At 61.0% G+C, this 22218-nt stretch carries 23 protein-coding genes and 1 riboswitch; of the genes, 8 read left to right on the top strand and 15 right to left on the bottom strand.

What is annotated here, in order from left to right:
• The first annotated feature begins 14 nt into the window (after positions 1 to 14).
• On the top strand, positions 15 to 476 hold the full coding sequence (locus FDM28_RS16300) for a hypothetical protein (RefSeq protein ID WP_138517044.1): 462 nt from the start codon (positions 15 to 17) through the stop codon (positions 474 to 476).
• Positions 477 to 545: 69 nt separating this feature from the next.
• The gene (locus FDM28_RS16295; protein WP_138517042.1) at positions 546 to 2300 is read left to right on the top strand and encodes a lysoplasmalogenase family protein; all 1755 of its coding nucleotides are present in this window, start codon (positions 546 to 548) and stop codon (positions 2298 to 2300) included.
• A gap of 8 nt (positions 2301 to 2308) precedes the next feature.
• On the opposite strand, the gene ruvB is transcribed toward FDM28_RS16295, so the two are convergent.
• A complete protein-coding gene (ruvB, locus tag FDM28_RS16290) occupies positions 2309 to 3376 on the bottom strand; it encodes a Holliday junction branch migration DNA helicase RuvB (protein ID WP_138517040.1) in 1068 nt (355 codons plus the stop codon).
• A gap of 180 nt (positions 3377 to 3556) precedes the next feature.
• Between ruvB and FDM28_RS16285 the strand changes: the two genes are divergently transcribed.
• Complete coding sequence (locus FDM28_RS16285; RefSeq protein ID WP_138517038.1) at positions 3557 to 4690, top strand: carbonic anhydrase; 1134 nt, start codon at positions 3557 to 3559, stop codon at positions 4688 to 4690.
• Positions 4691 to 4712: 22 nt separating this feature from the next.
• On the opposite strand, the gene FDM28_RS16280 is transcribed toward FDM28_RS16285, so the two are convergent.
• On the bottom strand, positions 4713 to 4943 hold the full coding sequence (locus FDM28_RS16280; RefSeq protein WP_138517037.1) for a DUF1161 domain-containing protein: 231 nt from the start codon (positions 4941 to 4943) through the stop codon (positions 4713 to 4715).
• 169 nt (positions 4944 to 5112) lie between these two features.
• Positions 5113 to 5685, bottom strand: coding sequence for a Holliday junction branch migration protein RuvA (ruvA, locus tag FDM28_RS16275; RefSeq protein WP_138517035.1), 573 nt, complete (start codon positions 5683 to 5685; stop codon positions 5113 to 5115).
• A 142-nt stretch (positions 5686 to 5827) separates the two neighbouring features.
• Between ruvA and FDM28_RS16270 the strand changes: the two genes are divergently transcribed.
• On the top strand, positions 5828 to 6838 hold the full coding sequence (locus FDM28_RS16270; protein WP_138517033.1) for a PhoH family protein: 1011 nt from the start codon (positions 5828 to 5830) through the stop codon (positions 6836 to 6838).
• 24 nt (positions 6839 to 6862) lie between these two features.
• A complete protein-coding gene (gene ybeY / locus FDM28_RS16265; protein WP_138517031.1) occupies positions 6863 to 7306 on the top strand; it encodes an rRNA maturation RNase YbeY in 444 nt (147 codons plus the stop codon).
• 402 nt (positions 7307 to 7708) lie between these two features.
• Here the strand turns inward: ybeY and dtd are convergent, their stop codons facing one another.
• Positions 7709 to 8173, bottom strand: a complete 465-nt coding sequence (dtd, locus tag FDM28_RS16260) for a D-aminoacyl-tRNA deacylase (RefSeq protein WP_138517030.1) — start codon at positions 8171 to 8173, stop codon at positions 7709 to 7711.
• 60 nt (positions 8174 to 8233) lie between these two features.
• Positions 8234 to 9478, bottom strand: coding sequence for a tyrosine--tRNA ligase (gene tyrS, locus FDM28_RS16255; RefSeq protein ID WP_138517028.1), 1245 nt, complete (start codon positions 9476 to 9478; stop codon positions 8234 to 8236).
• Positions 9479 to 9600: 122 nt separating this feature from the next.
• Here tyrS and FDM28_RS16250 point away from each other — a divergent pair, with 122 nt between their 5' ends.
• The gene (locus FDM28_RS16250) at positions 9601 to 10959 is read left to right on the top strand and encodes a M23 family metallopeptidase (RefSeq protein ID WP_138517026.1); all 1359 of its coding nucleotides are present in this window, start codon (positions 9601 to 9603) and stop codon (positions 10957 to 10959) included.
• 12 nt (positions 10960 to 10971) lie between these two features.
• Entirely contained in the window at positions 10972 to 12099 is a 1128-nt protein-coding gene (locus FDM28_RS16245) for an anhydro-N-acetylmuramic acid kinase (RefSeq protein WP_138517024.1), read from the top strand.
• A gap of 27 nt (positions 12100 to 12126) precedes the next feature.
• On the opposite strand, the gene erpA is transcribed toward FDM28_RS16245, so the two are convergent.
• From erpA to FDM28_RS16215, 6 genes are all read right to left on the bottom strand, one after another.
• The gene (gene erpA / locus FDM28_RS16240; protein WP_138517021.1) at positions 12127 to 12492 is read right to left on the bottom strand and encodes an iron-sulfur cluster insertion protein ErpA; all 366 of its coding nucleotides are present in this window, start codon (positions 12490 to 12492) and stop codon (positions 12127 to 12129) included.
• A gap of 60 nt (positions 12493 to 12552) precedes the next feature.
• On the bottom strand, positions 12553 to 12948 hold the full coding sequence (locus FDM28_RS16235) for a bactofilin family protein (protein ID WP_138517019.1): 396 nt from the start codon (positions 12946 to 12948) through the stop codon (positions 12553 to 12555).
• 18 nt (positions 12949 to 12966) lie between these two features.
• Positions 12967 to 13647, bottom strand: a complete 681-nt coding sequence (locus tag FDM28_RS16230; protein ID WP_338110199.1) for a DUF6776 family protein — start codon at positions 13645 to 13647, stop codon at positions 12967 to 12969.
• A gap of 138 nt (positions 13648 to 13785) precedes the next feature.
• Positions 13786 to 14178 (bottom strand): 30S ribosomal protein S9, encoded by a 393-nt coding sequence (gene rpsI / locus FDM28_RS16225; RefSeq protein ID WP_138517015.1) that lies wholly within the window; start codon positions 14176 to 14178, stop codon positions 13786 to 13788.
• Positions 14179 to 14187: 9 nt separating this feature from the next.
• On the bottom strand, positions 14188 to 14616 hold the full coding sequence (gene rplM, locus FDM28_RS16220; RefSeq protein ID WP_087495115.1) for a 50S ribosomal protein L13: 429 nt from the start codon (positions 14614 to 14616) through the stop codon (positions 14188 to 14190).
• Positions 14617 to 14787: 171 nt separating this feature from the next.
• The gene (locus FDM28_RS16215; protein WP_138517014.1) at positions 14788 to 16452 is read right to left on the bottom strand and encodes a serine/threonine protein kinase; all 1665 of its coding nucleotides are present in this window, start codon (positions 16450 to 16452) and stop codon (positions 14788 to 14790) included.
• A 105-nt stretch (positions 16453 to 16557) separates the two neighbouring features.
• On the opposite strand from FDM28_RS16215, the gene FDM28_RS16210 reads away from it, so the two are divergent.
• The gene (locus FDM28_RS16210) at positions 16558 to 17448 is read left to right on the top strand and encodes a 23S rRNA (adenine(2030)-N(6))-methyltransferase RlmJ (RefSeq protein ID WP_138517012.1); all 891 of its coding nucleotides are present in this window, start codon (positions 16558 to 16560) and stop codon (positions 17446 to 17448) included.
• A 24-nt stretch (positions 17449 to 17472) separates the two neighbouring features.
• Here FDM28_RS16210 and metF read toward each other — a convergent pair whose 3' ends face one another.
• The 4 genes from metF to FDM28_RS16190 form a co-directional block, all read right to left on the bottom strand.
• Complete coding sequence (gene metF, locus FDM28_RS16205) at positions 17473 to 18318, bottom strand: methylenetetrahydrofolate reductase [NAD(P)H] (RefSeq protein ID WP_420853033.1); 846 nt, start codon at positions 18316 to 18318, stop codon at positions 17473 to 17475.
• Positions 18319 to 18370: 52 nt separating this feature from the next.
• Positions 18371 to 19294, bottom strand: coding sequence for a TlyA family RNA methyltransferase (locus tag FDM28_RS16200; protein ID WP_138517008.1), 924 nt, complete (start codon positions 19292 to 19294; stop codon positions 18371 to 18373).
• A gap of 111 nt (positions 19295 to 19405) precedes the next feature.
• The gene (gene ahcY / locus FDM28_RS16195) at positions 19406 to 20926 is read right to left on the bottom strand and encodes an adenosylhomocysteinase (protein WP_138517006.1); all 1521 of its coding nucleotides are present in this window, start codon (positions 20924 to 20926) and stop codon (positions 19406 to 19408) included.
• Between the two features lie 77 nt (positions 20927 to 21003).
• Positions 21004 to 21111: riboswitch (S-adenosyl-L-homocysteine riboswitch) on the bottom strand.
• A gap of 71 nt (positions 21112 to 21182) precedes the next feature.
• Complete coding sequence (locus FDM28_RS16190) at positions 21183 to 22196, bottom strand: substrate-binding domain-containing protein (RefSeq protein WP_138517004.1); 1014 nt, start codon at positions 22194 to 22196, stop codon at positions 21183 to 21185.
• Between the last annotated feature and the right edge of the window lie 22 nt (positions 22197 to 22218).

Below are 22218 nucleotides of genomic sequence, written 5' to 3'. Positions count from 1 at the left end.
GACCGGAACCTGCCATGCTCCATTACGTGCTGCACGCCGGCTCCGTCCCTTGGCAAGACCAACTGCTGTATGCCGGCCTCATCGTCGCGGTCATCGCCGCAGTGTTCTTCGGCCTGTGGTGGCGCAAACGGGCCAGTCGCCCGCAACAAGGTGACTTTGCAGCGCTGGTCCAACAAGGCAACGTGGCTGAAGCGCTGGAAGCCCAAGCCCAAAGCCCGCTGGCCGATGCGGCTGATGCCTGGCAGGAAACCCGGCACACCATGGAGAACGTCAAGACCGGCGTGGAGCGCTTCCTCGCGCTGATCTGGTCGCTGCTCTCCGGGCTGCTTTGTTTGATCAGCGTATCTGCCGTTATCGGGTTTGCATGGGATTTCCCCGTCGTGGATTGGAGTCTGCTGGCTTTTTACACGGTACTTGGCGGCGTCACCGGCTGGTTCACGCGCGTGCAGTGGCGGGACTTCCGCGGGCGGAAATAGACGCCCCCCTCCAGCCCGGCCTAGGGTTCCCCCGATCGGCACCAAGCGCTTGCTCGGCAAAAATGCCGCATGAGCAAAATCATCGTTTTCGCTACCCCGGTTTTCTTTCTCCTCATCGCCTTGGAGTTCGCCTGGAGCCGGCGCGCCAATGCCCGCGTACCCGGCAGCCGGGCCTACCGGCTGAACGACGCCATCAACAGCATCAGCCTCGGCATCCTGAGCCAGGTAGCAGGCGTGCTGACCAAAGTGCTCACCGTGGGCATCTATGCCGCCGTGTTCAACGCAGTGGCCTGGTACCCCGACCTCGCTTTCTGGAGCACCTGGTACGGCGTAGTGCTGGCTTTGGTGTTTTACGATTTCTGCTACTACTGGCTGCACCGTGCAGGCCACGTGGTAGCGCTGTTCTGGGCGGCCCATGTGGTGCACCACCAGAGCCAGCACTACAACCTCTCGACCGCCCTGCGCCAAACCAGCAGCGGAGCGTTTTTCGGCTGGATCTTCTACATCCCTATGGCCATAGCCGGGGTGCCACCGCTGATTTTCGGCATCGTGGCGCTCATCGACCTGCTTTATCAGTTTTGGGTGCACACCGAGCAGGTCGGCAAGCTGGGCTGGTTTGACCGCGTGTTTTGCTCACCCAGCAACCACCGGGTGCACCATGCGGTGAACGACCCGTACATCGACAAAAACTACGGCGGTATCCTGATGGTGTGGGACCGCATGTTTGGCACCTTCCGCGAGGAAGAGGAGCCCTGCGTGTACGGCACCCGCGGCGCGCTCAACAGCTGGGACCCGGTCTGGGCCAATGCCGAGGTGTACTGGGGCCTGGTCCAAGACAGCTGGGCCACCCGCCGCTGGATGGACAAGCTGCGTGTCTGGGTCATGCCGCCCGGCTGGCAACCGGCAGACCTGGCCGCCGCCCACCCCAAACCCGCCTTCCGGCTTGAACAGGTGCAGACCTTCAACCCGCCCCTGACCACCGCCCAACAGTGGTTCGCAGGCCTGCAGTTTTTGGGGCTGCTGGGCGCCGTGGCTGCTTTTTTGTGGGTCGCGGACAGCCTGAGCTTTGCCGATGCAGCGCTGTATGCGGCAGGGCTGTTTGCTTCGGTATGGGCGGTGGGCCGCTTTATGCAGCATGGCCTGGGAATGCTGGAGGTGTTGGCGGTGGAGGCTGCCGCCTGGGCCAGCCTAAGTGCGGTAGACCTGCTGCCCGGCCACCTGCTGGCCAAACCGCTGGTCATGACGATTGCTATTCTTTTCATAGCTGCTCGCGCATATTCCACGAGCGCTACTGGCCAAAAACACTCAAAACCTACAGTCCTGCTGTTGGCCTCGCTGGTGTTTTCGTTAGCGGGTGATGTGTTCTTGATGCTGCCGGGCGACTTCTTCATCCCCGGGCTGGCAGCGTTTCTGGTGGCGCACGCGTTCTACATCGCCCTGTTCCGGCAGGATGCCCCGTGGTTTGCCAACCGCCGCGCTTTACACGTGGTGCTCGCCTTCGGCGCTACGGTCTATGCCGTGCTGTGGAGCCACTTGCCCGACATGGGCCTGCAAATCGCCGTAGCAGCCTACATCGCGGTAATTTGCTTGATGACGTCCCAAGCCCTGGGCCGGGCCAGCACATTGGGCGATGCGGCTGCAGTGCGCGTGGCTTTGGGTGCCTGCATCTTCATGGCGAGTGATGCGCTGATCGCGATCAACAAATTCCTCACGCCGGTGCCGCTGGCTTCTTTCTGGATTTTGGTGACTTACTTTGCTGCGCAGTTGTTGATCGTGCACTTCGCACGCGTTGCCGACACGCCGGCCGAAAAAACGGCGTCTTAGTCGGCCGTTTAATCGCCCAACAAATCCACCACCGGCCCCGCCGGTGCCGTCACCCCGAGGTGACGGTAGGCCGCCAGCGTGGCAATGCGGCCACGCGGGGTGCGCTGCAGGTAGCCCTGCTGGATGAGATAGGGCTCGATCACGTCTTCAATGGTTTCGCGCTCTTCGCCGATGCTAGCGGCAATGTTGTCCAGCCCCACAGGGCCACCGTCGAAGCGGTGAATCACGGCCTCCAACAGCTTGCGGTCCATCAGGTCGAAGCCTTGCGGGTCCACATCCAGCATAGCCAGTGCGCGGTTGGCAATGTCCAGAGTGATCTTGCCGTCGCCTTTGACCTCGGCAAAGTCGCGCACGCGGCGCAGCAGGCGGTTGGCAATCCGCGGTGTGCCGCGTGAGCGGCGGGCGATCTCGAAACCGCCGTCCTCATCCATAGGCACACCCAAGAGGCCCGCACTGCGCTTGACGATACGGGCCAGCTCTTCATTCGTATAAAACTCCAGCCGCGCCACGATGCCGAAGCGGTCGCGCAGCGGGTTGGTCAGCATGCCGGCGCGCGTGGTAGCGCCCACCAGCGTGAAGGGCTGCAAATCGAGCTTGATGGAGCGGGCCGCCGGGCCTTCGCCAATCATGATGTCGATCTTGTAGTCCTCCAGCGCCGGGTACAAGATTTCTTCCACCACCGCAGAGAGGCGGTGGATTTCATCGATGAACAGAACGTCGTTCTTTTCAAGATTGGTCAACAGCGCGGCCAGGTCCTTGGGCTTTTCCAGCACCGGGCCCGAGGTCTGGCGCAGGTTCACACCCAGCTCGTGGGCAATGATGTGGGAGAGCGTCGTCTTGCCCAAGCCGGGCGGGCCGAACAGCAGCACGTGGTCCAGCGCCTCATCGCGTTTTTTGGCGGCACCGATAAAGATTTCCAGCTGCTCGCGCACCTTGGCCTGGCCCACATATTCGTCGAGCAACTTGGGGCGCAGGGCGCGTTCGATGGCCTCTTCGCTGTTGGACACGGGCGCGGCCGACACCACGCGGGGTGCGGGCGGTGGGGGAACAGCAAAATCGTCGGTCTGAATGCTCACAGCAGCGGCCTATCCAAGCAGAAAAAACAAGAAACTCCAGCGGGGTGCCCACTATAGCGCGCAGCTTGCCGCGCTCAAGAGAAGGCGGCAGACTGCCGATAAGCACCTTATCCCCCTCTGGCGTGCCGCGTGGCGTGCCCGACGTTTGCACCTGTGTTTGCTTGAAAGGCAGCGCCCGCCATGGCCATTCGCCCCCTGTTCTCCCCGCAGCCCCGCCCTGCCAAAGCGCTCGTCGCCTTGCTGGCCGCCACGCTGTGCTGCGCTGCCGCTTGGGCCAACGACGCAGAGCCCGCCAAGAAGCCGCTGGAAAAAGCTCCGGCCAAGACCACCAAAAAAGAGGCCGTGGGCGAAATCACCGCCACCAGCGCCTCCAACCCCAAAGATGTCGGCGACCAATTGCGGGACGCACTGGGCAAAGAAGTCGTCCCCAAAAAGAAACTCACCATCACCGTCTCGGGCGGGCATGGCGGCGCCGCACCCGCTGCTGCTGGCAACGGCCGCGTAGCTGCCCCGGCGACATCAGGGCTGAACAGCCGCCAGTACATCCAGGCCCGCGCCGCTGCGCTGGCCGGACAAGGTGACGCACCAGCCGCACACGCTGCGGCGGGCGCAGATGCCCATGGTGGCGAGGTGCACTGGGCCTACGAGGGGGAAACCGGCCCGCAGGCCTGGGGCAAGCTCAAGCCCGAGTTCAACCTCTGCGCCATCGGCAAGCGCCAGTCGCCCATCAACATCGAAGACGGCAACACCTTGCAAGGCCCGGCCGAGCCGGTGCAGTTCAACTACACGCCCAGCAACGGCACGGTGGTGAACAACGGCCACACCATCCAGGTGGATGTGCAAGGCGAAAACAGCATCAGCGTGCGCGGCTCACGCTACCGGCTGCTGCAGTTCCACTTCCACACACCGTCGGAAGAATCGGTGAACTACAAGCGCTTTGCCATGGTGGCCCACTTGGTGCACAAAAACGACGAGGGCCAGTTGGCCGTGGTGGCGGTGCTGCTCGACCCGGGTGCCGCGCCCAACCCGCTGATCGACAAGGTGTGGACCTATATGCCGTTGGACGCCGGCGACCGGGTGCGCATGCCGCGCGAGCTGTTAAACATGAATGAGCTGTTGCCTGCCGACCAGCGCTACTACCAGTTCATCGGCTCGCTGACCACGCCCCCTTGCACGGAGGGCGTGCTGTGGATGGTGCTGAAACAACCAGTGCCTATCGCCCGCAACCAACTGCGCTTGTTCACCCAGTTGTACCCGGCCAATGCCCGGCCGGTGCAGCCCATCAACGGCCGGCCGGTACGCGAAGCCCAGTGATTAATCACCGGGCGACGCTGTCTCAGTTGCGGGTGTAAACGATCTTCTTTTTACCGGCCTCGCAGGTGCCGACGACCCGCTTTTTGCCGGAGTCCGCATCGCGGTCCACCACGTCCAGGGTGAAGTTCTTGGCCCCGTGCGATTCGGCTTTGGCAGCCACTTCCGTTTTGAGTTGCTCGCAGTCTTTGGCAGCCCAGGCGCTGCCGGTGAACAAGGCGAGTGCAACAGCGCTCAAGGTCAATACGATTTTCATGGGGCGGGTCCTCTCTATGTGGATACGTCAACAGACACGGCCTCTGCGGGCCTGCCTGCATCGTAGCCAAGCGGCGGGAGGCCAGACCTATCGCAAACCCGCAGGCTCACGGCATCTGCTTGCTACTAAAAAAAGAGCTGCCTGCGCAGGCACGGCGGGCGCCAGAGGCTTATTTCGCTAAAGACTTCAAGGCCAGCTTGATACCATCGCTGACACCCACATCCTTGGGCAGGGCCTTGAGTGCGGCTGCCGCCTCCTTGTCGCTGTAGCCCAGGGCCAGCAGCGCCTGCAGGATGTCGCTCTGCGCATCGCCCACGGCGCCCAGAGGTGCCCCGAGGTCTGCCCCCAACTTGCCCTTGAGCTCCAGCAGCAAGCGCTCGGCAGTCTTTTTGCCGATGCCCGGTACCTTGATCAGGCGGCCGGCCTCTTGCAAGGTCACCGCCTGTGCCAAGTCACCCACGTCCATGCCCGACAGCACCGACAAAGCAGTGCGCGGCCCCACGCCGGAGATCTTGATCAATTCCCGGAAGGCCTCGCGCTCGGTGCTGGTGGCAAAACCGTAGAGGATTTGCGCGTCTTCGCGCACCACAAAGTGCGTGAGCAGCGTGACCTTGTGGCCGTCAGCCGGCAGGTTGTAAAAGGTGCTCATGGGCACCTGCACCTCGTAGCCCACGCCGCCGCAATCGATGATGACTTGCGGTGGATTTTTGTCGCTGACGATACCTGTGAGTTTGCCGATCATGGTGCGGAGTCCGGGGTTCTGGAGTGGTGGATGGCCAGCAAGGCCACGGTTCGGATCAAATTGGGGACAATGCAGGGTATTACACGCTACGGGTGCCTCTGTAGCGCCCCCTCGCAGTCCCCTGCTTTGCCGGATTATCAGCTTGATTCTCAAACACATCTTCACCCCGCTGAACAACACGCGTCTCTCGCACCTGTGCGGGCCGACCGACGAACACCTGCGCACCATTGAGCGCGAGCTGGAAGTCAAAATTGCCCACCGGCATGAGCAGTTCAAGGTAGAGGGCGCCAAGGCCAAAGCCCAGCGTGCGATGGAAATGATCCAAGCGCTATATGAGATTGCCGGCCGGCCGATTGCCGCCTCCACCGTGCAGCTCATGCTCAGCGGCGATGGCGAATTGGGCGCCGATGGCCCCAGCCTCTCCACCCGCCGTGCGGACCTCAAACCCCGCAGCCAGAACCAGGCGCTGTACCTGGACAACATTGCCGAGTTCGACATTACCTTTGGCATCGGCCCCGCTGGCACGGGCAAGACCTATCTCGCCGTGGCTGCGGCGGTGGACGCGCTGCAACGCAGCTCGGTGCAGCGTATTGTGCTGACCCGCCCCGCTGTGGAAGCCGGCGAGCGCTTGGGCTTTCTGCCCGGCGACCTGAATCAGAAGGTGGACCCCTATCTGCGCCCTCTGTACGACGCGCTGTATGACCTGATGGGCTACGACCAAGTGCACAAGGCCTTTGAGCGCCAGCAGCTGGAAATTGCGCCCCTGGCCTTCATGCGCGGGCGCACGCTGAACAACGCGTTTGTGATCCTGGACGAGGCCCAGAACACCACGCCCGAACAGATGAAGATGTTTTTGACGCGCGTGGGCTTCGGCACCAAGACGGTGATCACCGGCGACCTGACCCAGATCGATTTGCCCAAGGCGCAGATGAGCGGCTTGGTGGAAGCCGAACGCGTGCTGCGCCGTACGCCGGGCATTGCCATCACCCGCCTCACCAGCGCCGACATCGTGCGCCACCCACTGGTCGCCCGCATCGTGGATGCCTACGAGGCCGCGCGGCTGGAAGACCTGCCGCAGATCGCCATTCCTGAGCCGGAGCCCGAACTCCCCCGCGTAGGCCTGCCCAAGACCCGCAGCCCACGTCGCGGCTAAACCCTTTTTTCGATGACGAAACCCATGCTCCAAGAACTCAGCCTCTCCCTGCAATTCGGCAAGATCCAAGACGCAGACAAACACCGCGACGCACTCAAGCGCCACAAAGTCATCCGCTGGATCCGCAACACCCTGGAGGTGGATGGCGAAATCACCGTGCGTATCGTGGACGCCGAAGAAGGCCAAACGCTCAACCGCGAGTACCGCCAGAAAGACTACGCCACCAACGTGCTGACGTTTGACTACACCCAGGAGCCGGTGACCGCCGATTTGGTGCTGTGCGCGCCGGTGATTGCCAAAGAAGCCAAAGAGCAAAAGAAAACGCTGGAAGCCCATTACGCCCACATGATCGTCCACGGCACCCTGCACGCCCAGGGCTGGGACCATGAGTTGGACGAAGACGCCGAAGTGATGGAGCTGCGTGAGAGTGAGATCATGGCGCGGTTGGGGTTTAAGAACCCGTATTGAGCTGGGTGTTTCGCGTTCTGGGTACTCATTACTTCAACGCTTTTGCTTTCGCTCCGGAGCAGCTGCCTAGGGCGCTTTGCTCCGTGTCCCCCGCGCTTCGCGCTCCTCCTTGACCTGCGCAAAACGCCCTAGGCAGCTACTCCTGCGGGTAATTTTTCGATGTGCGCCTAAGCGGAAGTTGAAAGGCGACGCTGAATACAGCGATGTTGGTATTCCGATGCGTCCAGCGAGGGGAAGGGGTGTGCGTTTTGCGTAGGTCAAGGAGGAGCCCGCATAGCGGGCGGGGGACACGAAGCAAAACGTACACCCCTTCCCCTCGCGTGCAAGGACAAACCAAACCCCAAGCCTTTTCAGCCCCAGCGCCCATGCAACAAGCGCTACCAGCTACAAAAACAGTAGCAATCAGACGCCAGGCGCCACCCGCATCGGAATCGTCACCGGCCCGTCATTGACCAGCTCCACCTGCATGTCTGCCGCAAAGATTCCGGTCTGCACGATGGGGTGCACTGTGCGGGCCTGGGCCACAAAGTAGTCGTACAAACGCCGCCCCTCGTCGGGCGCAGCAGCCGCTTTGAAGCTGGGCCGGTTGCCACCAGACGTGTCCGCCGCCAGCGTGAACTGGCTCACGATCAGCAAGCCGCCGTGCAGCCCCGCACCATCCAGGTCTTGCACGCTGCGATTCATCTTGCCGTCCGCGTCGCTAAAGATGCGCAACTTGAGCAGTTTGGCCAGCAGCTTGTCGCCCTGCGCTTCGGTATCGCCCTGCTCGGCACAGACCAGCACCAGCAGGCCCTGACCGATCTCCCCAACCGTCTGCCCCGCCACGCGGACACGGGCCTGACGCACACGTTGCACGACTGAAATCATGGTGTTTTCGGCCTCTAGCCCTTGTGGAACATGCGCAAGCAGCTTTAAAAACAGGAGCAATTACGCCAGCGTCACGCGGGCAAACTTGCGCTTGCCCACTTGCAGCACGTAGGTGCCCGCGCCGAGCTTCAAGCCCTTGTCGCTCACCACATTACTGTCCACCCGCACACCGCCACCGTCAATCAGGCGGTTGCCTTCACCACTGGAGGCGGCCAGGTTCGCAGACTTCAGCAGCGCAGCAATACCCACCGCCGCACCGCCCTCACCCAGCGGCAAGGTGATTTCGTCGATCTGGTCCGGAATACCGCCCTTGCTGCGGTTGATGAAGTCCTGCTCTGCCGCATCGGCCGCAGCAGCGCTGTGAAAGCGCGCTGTGATTTCTTTGGCAAGCGCCACCTTGGCATCTTTGGGGTTGCGCCCGCCCTCGACTTCGGCCTTCAGCGCAGCAATCTCTGCCTCGCTCTTGAAGCTGAGCAGGGTGTACCACTTCCACATCAGCACGTCGGAGATGGACAGCACCTTGGCGAACATGGTGTTGGGCTCTTCAGAGATGCCGATATAGTTGTTCTTGCTCTTGGACATCTTCTCCACGCCGTCCAACCCTTCGAGCAACGGCATGGTCAAGATGCACTGGGGCTCCTGGCCGTATTCGGCCTGCAGGGTGCGGCCCATGAGCAGATTGAACTTCTGATCGGTGCCGCCCAGCTCCAGGTCGCATTCCAGCGCCACAGAGTCGTAGCCCTGCATCAGCGGGTAGAGGAATTCGTGCACCGCAATCGGGGTGCCGGCCTTAAAGCGGTCATGGAAATCGTTGCGCTCCATCATGCGGGCGACGGTGTAGCGGCTGGCAAGCTGAATCATGCCGCGCGCGCCCAGCGGGTCGCTCCACTCGCTGTTGTAGCGGATCTCGGTTTTGGCAGGGTCCAGCACCAGGCTGGCCTGGCGGTAGTAGGTCTCGGCGTTCACCTTGATTTGCTCGGCAGTCAGCGGCGGACGGGTGCTGTTGCGGCCAGAAGGGTCGCCAATCATGCTGGTGAAGTCACCGATCAAAAAGATCACCGTATGGCCCAAATCTTGCAGCTGCCGCATCTTGTTGAGCACCACGGTGTGGCCAATGTGGATGTCCGGCGCTGTCGGGTCCAGCCCCAGCTTGATACGCAGCGGCTTGCCGGTGACTTCGGATTTCACGAGCTTCTTGATCCACTCGTCCTGGGGCAAAAGCTCTTCCACACCGCGCAGGGTGACCGCAAGGGCCTCGCGCACACGATCGCTTACAACTAACTGGGGGCTTGAGGCTTGATTCATAAGGGTTTTTCTTGTGGCCGGGAATGGAGCGACGGCTATACTGCCGGCTCCTTTCTGCAACGCTTTCGTTGCCTGCGGCAGGATTTTAGTCGGGCCGCATCCCCCACACCGGAGTCTTTGATTTGAAGCATGGACTGAACCAGGCTGTTGAGTTGTGCGTGGCGCGTGCCACGGCATTCATTCAGCTCTATCCCAAACAGATTACCGCCGCGATTGCTGCCCTCTTGGTGGGCGGCACGGGCGCCACCTTCGCCGTGGCCAATCTGGCACCCGACGCCTCGGATTTGCCCGTGCGCACGGTCGTAGAAACCGTACAAAGCGACTTGCTTGCCGCACGCAGCGACGATGTGGCCGCGCAAGCCATGCGCTTGTACCGATCCGACGCTACGCGCTCCAGCGACACCGCAGACACCCTGCTCAAGCGCTTAGGGGTTATAGACCCTCAAGCCGCCGCATTTTTGCGAGCAGACAACTCCGTGCAAACCGCCCTGCTGGGCCGGGCGGGCCGCAATGTGACTGCCGAAGTCAATGAGCGCCAGGGTCTGGACAAGCTGGTTGCCCGCTGGAGCCCGAATGACGACGGCACCTTCAAGCGCCTGACCGTAGAAAAAACAGTCAGCGGATTCCGCTCCACCGTGGAAACATTGCCCCTGGTCGCCAACACCCGCTTGGCCAGCGGCGTGATCAACAGCTCCCTGTTTGCTGCCACGGACGATGCGCGCCTGCCGGATTCGATCGCGACCCAGGTAGCCGAGATTTTTTCGGGAGATATCGACTTCCATCGCGCACTGCGCAAGGGCGACCGCTTCTCGGTGGTCTACGAAACCTTGGAGGGCGATGGCGAGCCTTTGCGCGCCGGGCGGGTACTGAGCGCCGAGTTTGTGAATGCGGGCAAGCCATTCCAGGCCATGTGGTTCAAAGACCCGGTGGCTGCAGGCAAAGGCGGCTACTACACCTTGGCCGGAGAGAGCCTGCGCCGGGCATTTCTGGCTTCTCCGCTGGAGTTTTCCCGCGTGACCAGCGGTTTCAAAATGCGCTTCCACCCCATTTTGCAAACCTGGCGCGCCCACCTCGGCTTGGACTATGCCGCCGCTACCGGCACCCCCGTGCGCTCGGTGGGAGATGGCACCGTGGACTTTGCAGGTGTGCAAAACGGCTTCGGCAACGTGGTAATCGTCAAGCACCGGAGCAACCAGACCACGGTGTACGCCCACCTGAGCCGCATCAATGTGAAAAAAGGCCAAAGCGTGTCGCAGGGCCAGAACATTGGCGCCGTGGGCGCCACTGGTTGGGCCACCGGCCCGCACCTGCATTTTGAGTTCCGGGTCAACGGCGCACACAAAGACCCCGCAACCATCGCGCGGCAGAGCGAGGCCGTGCCCGTGTCCCTGGCCGCCAAACCAGTGTTCGACAAGGCGGCCCAGGCCATGCGGGCACAGCTGGCCACCGCAGCCCAACTCACCCCCGGTAGCGCCGAATAAGCTGCGCAACGCGTGTCTGAACTCTATATCGGGCTAATGTCCGGCACCTCGCTGGATGGCGTGGACGGCGTACTGGCCGACTTCGCCGACGGCGCCATGCACGTCGTGGCCCACCGGGCCACAGGCTTTTCGGAGTCGCTGCGCGCCGAGTTTTTGGCACTCAACACGTCTGGCCCCGATGAAATTCACCGTGGAGCCTTGGCCGCCAACGGTTTGGCGCGCCTGTATGCCGAGGTGGTCGAGCGCCTGCTCCACGACACGGGGAACGCTGCAGCGTCCATCCGCGCCATCGGGGCACATGGCCAAACCGTGCGCCACCGGCCAGGTGAATTCGATGGCACAGGCTACACCACCCAGCTGAACCAACCCGCATTGCTGGCGGAGCTCACCGGCATCGATGTCGTGGCCGACTTCCGCAGTCGCGATGTGGCCGCTGGGGGCCAAGGTGCCCCATTGGTGCCGCCTTTTCACCAAGCGTTTTTCAGCCCGAAGGGGGATCGGCTGGCTGTACTCAACATCGGCGGCATCTCGAACCTCACCCTGTTGCATGCCAGCCCCGATACGCCCGTGCTGGGCTTTGACTGCGGTCCCGGCAATGCCTTGATGGACGCCTGGTGCCACACACACACCGGCCAACATTACGACGAAGACGGCGCTTGGGCCGCCACAGGCACGGTCTTGCCTGCGTTGCTTGACCGGATGCTTGCCGAGCCTTTCTTGCAGAAAACGCCCCCGAAAAGCACCGGGCGCGACCTGTTCAATACCCCTTGGCTTGCCCAGTATCTGCAGGCCTACGAAAGCGCGCACGGCACACCCCATGCTGCAGATGTGCAAACCACACTCACCGAACTCACCGCGCGCGCCTGCGCGGAGGCACTTCTGCAAAACATGCCGGATTGCGAGCGTTTGGTAGTCTGCGGTGGCGGCGCCTACAACCAGCACTTGATGCAACGCTTGCAAGCACTTTTACCGGGCTGCAAGGTCACCAGCTCGGACGCACTGGGCTTGCCACCACTGCAAGTGGAGGCAGCAGCATTTGCATGGCTGGCCCGCCAAACCGTACTCCGGCAAACTGGGAACCTGCCAAAAGTAACGGGCGCCCGAGGCGCCCGCGTACTGGGAGCAATTTACCCTGCTTGACCCTGTGCGGGCGGCAGGGCTAATACGTCAGGTCGAGAAAGACGAACCGCAGCCACAAGTCGTGGTGGCATTGGGGTTCTTGATGACGAACTGGGCGCCTTGCAAGTCTTCTTTGTAGTCGATTTCTGCACCCACCAGGTATTGGTAGCTCATAGCATCGATCAGCAAAGACACACCGTTCTTGGTCATGGTCGTGTCGTCTTCGTTGGTGATCTCGTCAAACGTGAAACCATATTGGAAGCCGGAGCAACCACCGCCCTGCACAAAAACGCGCAGTTTCAGATCAGGGTTCCCCTCTTCGGCAATCAGGTCTGCCACCTTGGCCGCAGCACTGTCGGTAAACAGGATGGGGGCGGGCATATCAGTTTGGATGTTTTCGGCGACGGCGCTCATGGCGACTCCATTCAAATTCAGGAATAGGCAAATACTACAGGAATTCGCTCGGGAATTCTCTTACTGGTTATTTGCCGCTAGTTTCAGTGTGGGTTTTTCTTCGCCAGCCAGCATGGGGCGGAGTTGGCCCGCGATCAACGCCCCTTGGTGCATCTCCAAAGCGGCGTACTCCACATCCCCTTCAATACGCGCCTTGGGCTGCAGCTCCAGCATGCGGCGGGCATGGATAGGCCCCTTGACCGTCCCGTTGATGATGATGTGATCCGCCGTGATGGCACCGGTGATGCTCGCGGAGTCGGAAATCACCAAAATACTGGCCACCGCATCTGCCGCCAACACGTTGCCGACAATGCTTCCATCCACACGCAAGCCGTCGGAGAAAGACAGATTGCCCTGGATTTCGGTGCCGTCGGCGATCAGGCTCTTGATGGGGGGCTGCTTATTCTTGTTAAACATGGCGTACCTCGTGATGACCTAGAGCTTGAGGGTTTGGGTCGCACGGACCGTAGCTCCCTCAAGTACACGCGCTGACACACTTTTCACCACGGTTTGTGGGGGGAGTTGAAACTCTCCTTCCAAACGCCCGTATTGCTTGAGCTTGATGGACATAGCCCCATCAGGCAACGAAGCAGTCCAGGCTTTACCGTTGGCCGTTCCTACCAGAGTTATTTCCAAACGACCTGCAAACTCTTGGGTGTTCCGGCCGGCCTGCATGACCAGCGCCTGCCATTTTAGTGTGGTCGGAGAAATCAACTCCGCCTGGAGCCCGCGGATCGCCACGCCTTCAGTTCCGCCGGAGGGAATCAGCTTCTCAAAAAAGCCCAGATCATCGCGTAGCGTGCGGTTGTCCGCCTCCAGCTGCTTCACCTGTGCGATGAGTTTTTCTTGTGATGCTTTTTCGGCGGTTACCAGCGTATCGGCCGTATTCGCAATCGACTGCGCCTTGTCCCGCTCCGCCTTCAGCGTTGCCATTTCGGCCTGCAGTGCTGCTGCATTGGCACGCAACTGCATCAGCTCATCTTTGGAACCCTTCTCCAGACCGGCGATGTCTTTGCCGAATTCAAAGGCCCACAGACCGATGGCGGCACAAAACCCCAGCACGATGGCAAGCATGGCCCAGCGGAACGGCCAAGGCAATGCACTGCGCACCGCCATGCGGGGCGCGCTGATGGTGAGGCGGCGGCGTAATAGTCGGAATCTCATGGAGGGCGGAGTCTAGCAGCCAGAATAAAAAAAGCCGCCTGAGTTTGCACTTGGGCGGCTTTTTGTTTGCAACGTAATGTTGCAGCGTGATTAACGCTTGGAGAACTGCTTACGACGACGTGCGCCGTGGAAGCCGACCTTCTTACGTTCCACTTCACGTGCGTCACGAGTTACGAAGCCGGCTTGGCTCAGGGCGGGCTTGAGGCTCGCGTCGTAATCGATCAATGCACGTGTGATGCCGTGACGGGTAGCACCCGCTTGGCCAGACTCACCGCCGCCAGCAACGTTGACCATGATGTCGAACGATTCTGCGTGGTTTGTCAGCATCAGGGGTTGCTTGCAGATCATGATGGAGGTTTGACGACCGAAAAAGTTTTCGATGTCTTTACCGTTCACGGTGATCTTGCCAGTGCCTTTTTTCAGGAAAACGCGGGCGACGCTGGATTTGCGACGGCCGGTTCCATTGTTCCATTCACCAATCATGAGAGCTCCTTACAGTTCCAACACTTTGGGTTGCTGGGCAGTGTGGGGGTGCTCAGCACCACCGTACACCTTGAGCTTCTTGATCATGGCGTAGCCCAGGGGACCCTTGGGCAGCATGCCCTTGACGGCTTTTTCCAAAGCGCGGCCGGGATGCTTGGATTGCATGTCTCGGAAGTTAGTGGCTGTGATACCGCCGGGGTAACCGGAGTGGCGGTAGTACACCTTGTCCAGGGACTTGGTGCCAGTCACTTTGAGTTGGGCTGCGTTGATGACGACGATGAAGTCACCGGTATCGACGTGAGGCGTGTAAATGGCCTTGTGTTTGCCGCGCAAACGGAGAGCAACTTCGCTGGCTACTCGTCCGAGGACCTTGTCGGTCGCGTCAACCACAAACCACTCGTGCACGACCTCAGCGGGTTTTGCGCTGAATGTAGACATGAGATTTCTCTTTACAAAGAAGGTTTGGGAGGGCTCTTTTCCACGGTCGGCGTTCCTCTGATGGGAATCTCTTAGGTAGGTTGAATTCTTCGCCGCGGAGCCACAAAAGCGCTGCGAAGCCTTCGATTATACAAAGAGCGGGCGAATTCGCCAAATAGATGGCAGCAACCGTCAGTTGCGGCTCTTGTTTTGCTCTTCCCAGTGTTTGCGATCCGCCACACACACCGGCAGGCTGTAAAACTCCGGCTTCTGGCATTCGCGGAATACGCACATGGTGCGCGTCCACACCGATGCTTCCGCGCAGATGCTGGTCGGGTCTTTGGCTGGGGCTGCCGGTTTTTCCTCGACAGGCTTGCCCTCACCGCGGTGGGCTGGTTTGGCCGCTGCATTTTTGTCAGCTGGCACCGGCACTGGGGCCACCCTTGTAGTAGACGGTGCCCGAGGCATCACCGACGCATCTACGCTCACAGGCTTGCTGACGGTCCCCTCCGCGGCGGATGCGGACGCAGCAGGCTCCGTGATCAAGGCCTCCGCAGGAAGTGCAACGGAAACAGGAACCACTGGCAGCACCGCTGGCGACGGCTTCAAAAACCAGACGGCCAGGCCCAATAGGGCAGCAACCGGTAACAACCACACCCACGCAGGGGCTCGTGTTTTGGCAGCGCGCGGCGGCTGTGCGACACGGATTTTTTCAGCTTTGTGGGGCTTGGATGCCACCTTGACGGTTTTGGATTGGTCGTAGGTTGTCGGCTGGAAAACCGTATCGGCAAAATCCGGCGGCGACTGCGTGGTCAAGAGTTTGGTGCGGATGGGCTCCGGGTCATCGCCCGTTTCGGTTAGCGTGACCGCATCGCCCAGAGCTTTGCGCCAATCAAAGCGCACCAGGTCAGGCGGCGCTTTCAGCCCCATCTCCTGGGCGAATGCGTCCACACTGGCCGTGCGCGCGGTGGGTTCGATGGTCAAGCCATGCTCCACCGCCCTGACGAAGCCATCGGTATAGGTTTGGTTGAAATGGTTACGTGCTGTTTGGGCCACTTGCGCAAAGGGCGGCATCCGGTCGCGCACCGCCCGGAACGTGGCGGGCAATGGCGGTTCATTGCAAACACAGCCATGCACCACTGCGGCCACTGCGTACAAGTCCGTCCACGGCCCTTCCTGCATGTCTTTGGCGTCGGCGTATTGCTCGATCGGTGCGTAATTCACCTTCAGAACCGCTGTGTGCTTGTGGCTGGTGTCCAAAATCGCGCGGCGTGCAGCGCCCAGATCCAGCAACACGGGCGGCCCGATGTTTTGCAAAAAGATGTTGTCGGGCGACACATCCCGGTGCAAGGTATTGTTGTCGTGCAGCACCTTCAAGCCGGCCAAGACCGACCACAACACCGTTTGCAGCCACGCTTGGGGAGGCGGCCCGCTCATGCGGCGACGCGCTTCCTTGAGGGTAATGCCCTCGTACAAAGGCATGGCCATGTACGCGGTATTGTTCGCTTCCCAAAAGCGATACACCTTCACCAAGGAAGGATGGTCAAAACGTGCCAGCAAGCGCGCTTCTGCCATAAAGGAACGCAGGCCGGACTCAAACGACCCCACATCGGCGGCAGACTTGACGGTGACTGCCAGCGTGTTGTCCCGCCCGACCAGGCTGGTCGGCATGTACTCCTTGATGGCCACCGCGCGGTGCAGGGAGTGGTCGTATCCGCGGTACACCATGCCGAACCCACCCACGCCCAACAAGCCTTCAACCTCAAACTCAGCCAAGCGCGTTCCCGGCGCCAGGGCGTCCAAGTGCCCGGCAGCCACAGGCCGGGGCGCATTGGTCGGTGTCGTGGTGTCAGCCATGGTGTGAGGTGGAATCTATCTTTTTTATGCCCGAAAGCGCTGCCGTTAAGCGCTGTTCCAATCTGGATGCATCGTGGCATCCCGGGTCGCTAGGTATCATAGGGGATGTTTAGTTATCGCCACGCCTTCCACGCCGGCAACCATGCCGACGTCTTGAAACACACCACTTTGCTGGCTGTGTTGCGTCATATGACGCAAAAAGAAACCGCCCTCAACGTCTTTGACACCCATGCCGGAGCGGGCTTGTACCGACTGGATGGCGACTTTGCCAAGACCAGCGAGGAAGCCGCAGAGGGCTTTTTGAAACTGGTCGCCACCAAGCCTGAAAAGCCTTTTGCTCCGGCCCTGCAGGATTACATCGACATGGTGGCGGGCTTTAACGCCGGCAACCACTGGTCGGTGTACCCCGGCTCGCCCTTCATCATCCAAAGCCTGCTGAGCGGTCGCGACAAGCTCAAGCTTTTCGAGCTGCACCCCACCGACACCAAAACACTGATCGCCAACGTGGCCCAGCTGGAAGCTGGTCGTCAAGTGACTGTTTTGCGGGAAGACGGGTTTGAAGGGCTCAAGAAGTTTTTGCCCCCACCGTCACGCCGTGCGCTGGTACTGTGCGACCCGAGCTACGAAGTCAAAAACGACTACGCCCGCGTGGTCGGCATGGTGGCAGATGCCATGCAACGCTTTGCAACCGGCACGTATGCGGTGTGGTACCCCATCATCCCTCGCCCGGAAGCCCACGACGTCCCTAAAAAGCTCAAGACTATGGCGAACAAGGCCGGCAAATCTTGGCTGCATGCTACGCTGACCGTCAAGTCCAGCAAGCTCACGCAAGATGCCGAGGGTGAGGTCGTTCGCCCAGGCTTGCCCGCCAGCGGCATGTTTCTGATCAACCCACCCCACACCCTCAAGGCTGCGCTCAAAGATGCGCTGCCCCAGATGGTGGAACTGCTGGGTCAGGACACCAACGCGACGTCCACCCTCGATTCCGGCGGTTAAAGCAACGAAAAGGACTAGGGCGCTTTAGACGCCCAAGCCCAAGTTTTCGCACAAAGCCAGTGTGGGAGCACTCTGGTTCATGGTGTAGAAGTGCAGCGCGGGCGCGCCACCGGCACGCAGCTGTTCGCACAAGTCCGTCACCACCTCCAGCCCGAAGGCCTTGATGGAGGCCACATCATCCCCGTAGCTCTGCAGACGCAAACGGATCCAACGCGGAATCTCTGCACCACACGCATCCGAGAAGCGCATCAACTGGGTAGAGCTGGTGATCGGCATGATGCCGGGCACCACGGGCACGGTGATGCCGAGCGCATCCACCTCTTCCTGGAAGCGAAAGTAGGCGTCGGAGTTGTAGAAATACTGGGTGATGGCCGAATTGGCACCCGCCTTCACCTTGGTGGCAAACGCCTGCAAATCGCTTGCCGGCGACTTGGCCTGCGGGTGCACTTCCGGGTACGCCGCCACCTCAATGTGAAAGTCATCGCCCGTCTCGGCACGGATAAATGCCACCAGGTCACTGGCGTAATGGAACTCACCGCCGATGCCATAGCCGCTGGGCAAGTCGCCCCGCAAGGCTACCAAGCGCTTTACGCCCATGGCCTTCAAGGTCGCCAACTGCTCGCGCACGGTGGACTTGGTCGCACCCACACACGAAAAGTGGGATGCCGCGCTCACGCCTTCCGACAGAATGTCACGCACAGTGTTGAACGTGCCTTCCTGGGTAGAGCCGCCAGCACCGAAGGTGACCGAGCAAAACTCAGGCTTCAGTCCATAGAGTTGCTGGCGCACGGTGCGCAGCTTTTCGGCGCCTTCCGGCGTTTTGGGCGGAAAGAACTCCAGGCTCAGTGGAATCCGTGGGTTGGTAGACATGGTCATCTCCTAATGCTCTCCGCTTCCCTTGCCTGCAGAGCAGGCACCGGGTTCAGCCCGCCTTGCGGGCACAAATAAAGAATTCGCGGTTTCCGTCACCGCCTTCAATGGCGGAGTCGAACCAATGCGTCACGGTCAGCCCCAGATCGGCGCAGGTATCGCGCAGGCGCTGCTCCACGATGGGGTACATGGCAACGTCTTTCACGATACCGCCCTTGCCCACCTGACCCGGCTGCAACTCAAACTGCGGCTTCACCAAGGTCAGCATGATGCCGCCCTCTTTCAACAATGGCACTGCGGCAGGCAACACCAAAGTCTGCGAAATGAAGGACAGGTCAGCGACCAAGAGGTCAAACGGCGGCGCGAACTCCGGAGGCAACTCCACGGCGTCTTCTTCAACATCGTCCGTCGCATCCACGGGCGGGCGGGCGTCGTCTTCGTCGTCGAAGTCGTCCCCATCATCCCAGCCGTCATCGCCATCGGAATCAACGTCGAATTGGCCGCCAGCGCCCGTGCTGTCTGCGTAAGCAGCTATCAAATCTGCAGCAGAAAAGGTGCGGGCATTGACACTCTCCACACACAGCACGCGGGTATCGTCACGCAGCGAAGGGTGCAGCTGGGCACTGCCCACATCCACACCCACCACCGATTGCGCTCCAGCCTGCAGCAGGCAATCCGTGAAGCCCCCGGTGCTCTGCCCCACATCCAGACAACGCAGTCCGGTGACAGTCAAGCCGACGTGCTTCAGGGCCGCCTCGAGCTTGAGGCCACCGCGGGACACATAACGCGCTTCGGAATCATCGAGCAAACGGATCTTGGCGCCATCGGGCACTTCGTCACCATTTTTGGCCACACGCTTCCAGACTTCGCCCGAAAGCTCCATCTTCAGCCACTCCACGCCATCCGCAATCAGGCGCTGAGCCTGCGAGCGGGTGCTGGCCAGCCCGCGCTGCACCAAAAGTTGATCAATTCGCATCGTTATCCAAAGTTATCTGTCCCTCATCAGGGACACCGCGGGACCGGCTTCGCCGGACCGCAGGTGTCGCCCCCTTGAGGGGGAGGCGCCACAGGCGCCTCGGGGGTGCTATTAATAGCGGTAGGTGTCTTTCTTGTACGGACCGGCTTTGCTCACGCCGATGTACGAAGCCTGCTCGTCGGTCAGTTCGGTCAGCATGGCGCCGACCTTCTTCAGGTGCAAACGTGCCACTTTTTCGTCCAGGTGCTTGGGCAACACATAGACCTTGCCGGCCTTGTAATCCTTGGGCTTGGTGAACAGTTCGATCTGAGCGATCGTCTGGTTCGCAAAGCTGGAAGACATCACAAAGCTGGGGTGACCGGTACCACAACCCAGGTTCACCAAGCGGCCCTTGGCCAACAGGATGATGCGCTTGGAAGCCTTCTTGCCCTTGGCGGGGAAGATCACGTGGTCCACCTGGGGCTTGATCTCTTCCCACTTGCACTTGGACAGGGAAGCCACATCGATTTCGTTGTCGAAGTGACCGATGTTGCAGACGATGGCCTGGTCCTTCATCGCATCCATGTGCGCGTAGGTGATCACGTTCTTGTTGCCGGTGGTGGTCACGAAAATGTCGGCCTTGTCAGCAGCGTATTCCATGGTCACGACCTTGTAGCCTTCCATGGCGGCTTGCAGGGCGTTGATCGGGTCGATTTCGGTCACCCACACTTGGGCGGACAAAGCACGCAGCGCTTGGGCAGAACCCTTGCCCACGTCACCGTAACCCGCCACCACAGCCACCTTGCCGGCGATCATCACGTCGGTCGCGCGCTTGATACCGTCGACCAAGGATTCGCGGCAACCGTACAGGTTGTCGAACTTGCTCTTGGTCACCGAGTCGTTCACGTTGATGGCGCGCAGAGCCAGAGTGCCCTTGGCGGACATTTCTTCCAGACGCATCACACCGGTGGTGGTTTCTTCGGTCACGCCGATGATGTTCTTCAAGCGACGGCTGTACCAGGTGGGGTCCACCTTCAGCTTGGCCTTGATGGCATTGAACAGGCACACTTCTTCTTCGCTGCCAGGCTTGGCCAGCACCTTGATGTCTTTCTCAGCGCGAGCGCCCAAGTGCATCAGCAAGGTGGCATCGCCGCCGTCGTCCAGAATCATGTTGGGGCCTTCGGCCGCAGTGCCCTTCTTGCCACCGAATTCAAAAATGCGGTGGGTGAAGTCCCAGTACTCTTCCAGCGACTCACCCTTGTGAGCGAACACGGGAGTGCCCTTGGCCACCAGAGCAGCGGCTGCGTGATCCTGGGTGGAGAAGATGTTGCAAGAAGCCCAACGCACATCTGCGCCCAAGGCTTGCAGAGTTTCGACCAGCACGCCGGTCTGAATGGTCATGTGCAATGAACCGGTGATGCGTGCGCCCTTCAGAGGCTGGCTCTTGGCGAACTCTTCACGGATGGCCATCAGGCCGGGCATTTCGGTTTCGGCGATGGTCAGTTCTTTGCGGCCCCAATCGGCCAGGCTCAGGTCGGCGACTTTGTAGTCTTCAAATTGGGCCACGACGGCCTTGGCAGCGGATACCGCTTTAGTGGCCTTCACAGCTTTAGGGGTCTTGGCGTTCTTAACCAGTTTCAATACAGCGCTCATGGTGTGCTCCAAACGTTGATTTGCATTGCCACTGGCGCACACGGGGGATTTTGAGGCCACTCACCGCACACATTTCCAGTGGGTGAGCGCCGTTGGGGGACACGATGCAGGGCGCATCGTGGGTTCCGAGCCTCACTCGCGGTGCCGGTATGGGCACTTGGCGGGCTGCAACGCTCCTCGGAAGCTGCGGATTTTAACCTCGTGTCGATTGCCGCATCAAGTCACTAGGTCAAAGTCACCCGACTGAGTCCAGACTTCAGGCTACCGGGCCGGTGCTGGTGCCCACCTGCAATGCCGGCTGGCGCAGCAGCTGGTAAGGGCCTCCCTCGGGGTCACGCAGCACCTTCATCACCATCTCTGCCAAGGCGAAACCGGTGGTTTGCGGCGTGGGCTGGGTCACGGTAGTCACATCCAAACCGGTAAGCAAAGTGTCCTGCGGAATATCGCCATGCACCACCACCGAAATGTCCTGCCCCACCCGCAGCCCCGCATCCATCAGCCCCCGGATCAAGCCGACGCCGCCCAGGTTGTTATCCACCAGCACCGCCGTCGGGCGCGGGGACAAGGCCAAGACCTGCGCTACCGCATTCAACCCGCTACGCCGGTCGTTCACACCCCCGATGCAATAGCCGGGCGGGCACTCCACACCGGCAGCCTGCAGGGTGCTGACATAGCCACGGTGCCGCTGAAAAGCAAAGTTCAACTCCAGCGGCGCATGCACATACGCAATGCGGGTGTGGCCCAAGACCAGCAAATGCTCCACGGCCAGTTTGCTGCCCAAGTCATTGTCAAAGTCCAGCCACGAGTAGTGCGCGCACTCTGCGGTGCGACCGTAGCCCACAAAGGGGTAGTTGTTCTCCAGCAAGAAATCCACGCGCGGGTCCTGCACGCGGGTGTTGGGCACGATGACCGCATCCACCCGGCCGCCCCGGAACAGGCGCTCGTAAATTTCGAGCTCGGTTTCGTTCTTGGCCACCGCCAGCAGCAAGTCCTGGTGCTCACGCTCCAGGCGCTCGCCTAGGCCATCGGCCATGTCCAGAAACTGCGGGTTCCCCAGGTTTTCGACCGCTGCGGAATACACAATGCCGATCGCATCGGTATTGCCGCGCACCAGCCGGCGCGCGCCCGCGTCAGGGCGGTAGCCCATGGCGTCTGCCATTTCTTGCACACGGGTGCGGGTCAGGGCGTTGACGTCGGTGTACCCGTTCAAGGCCCTGCTGACCGTGGAAGTGGACAGACCCAATGCCTGGGCCAACTGCTTGATGCTCACGCGTGTCTCCGGGAATGCTCGT

The organism is Rhodoferax bucti (assembly GCF_005876985.1).
GTDB classification, from domain to species: domain Bacteria; phylum Pseudomonadota; class Gammaproteobacteria; order Burkholderiales; family Burkholderiaceae_C; genus Allorhodoferax; species Allorhodoferax bucti.
The sequence above is the reverse complement of the archived record's forward strand: the minus strand, read 5'-3'. Positions and strand labels throughout refer to the sequence as shown.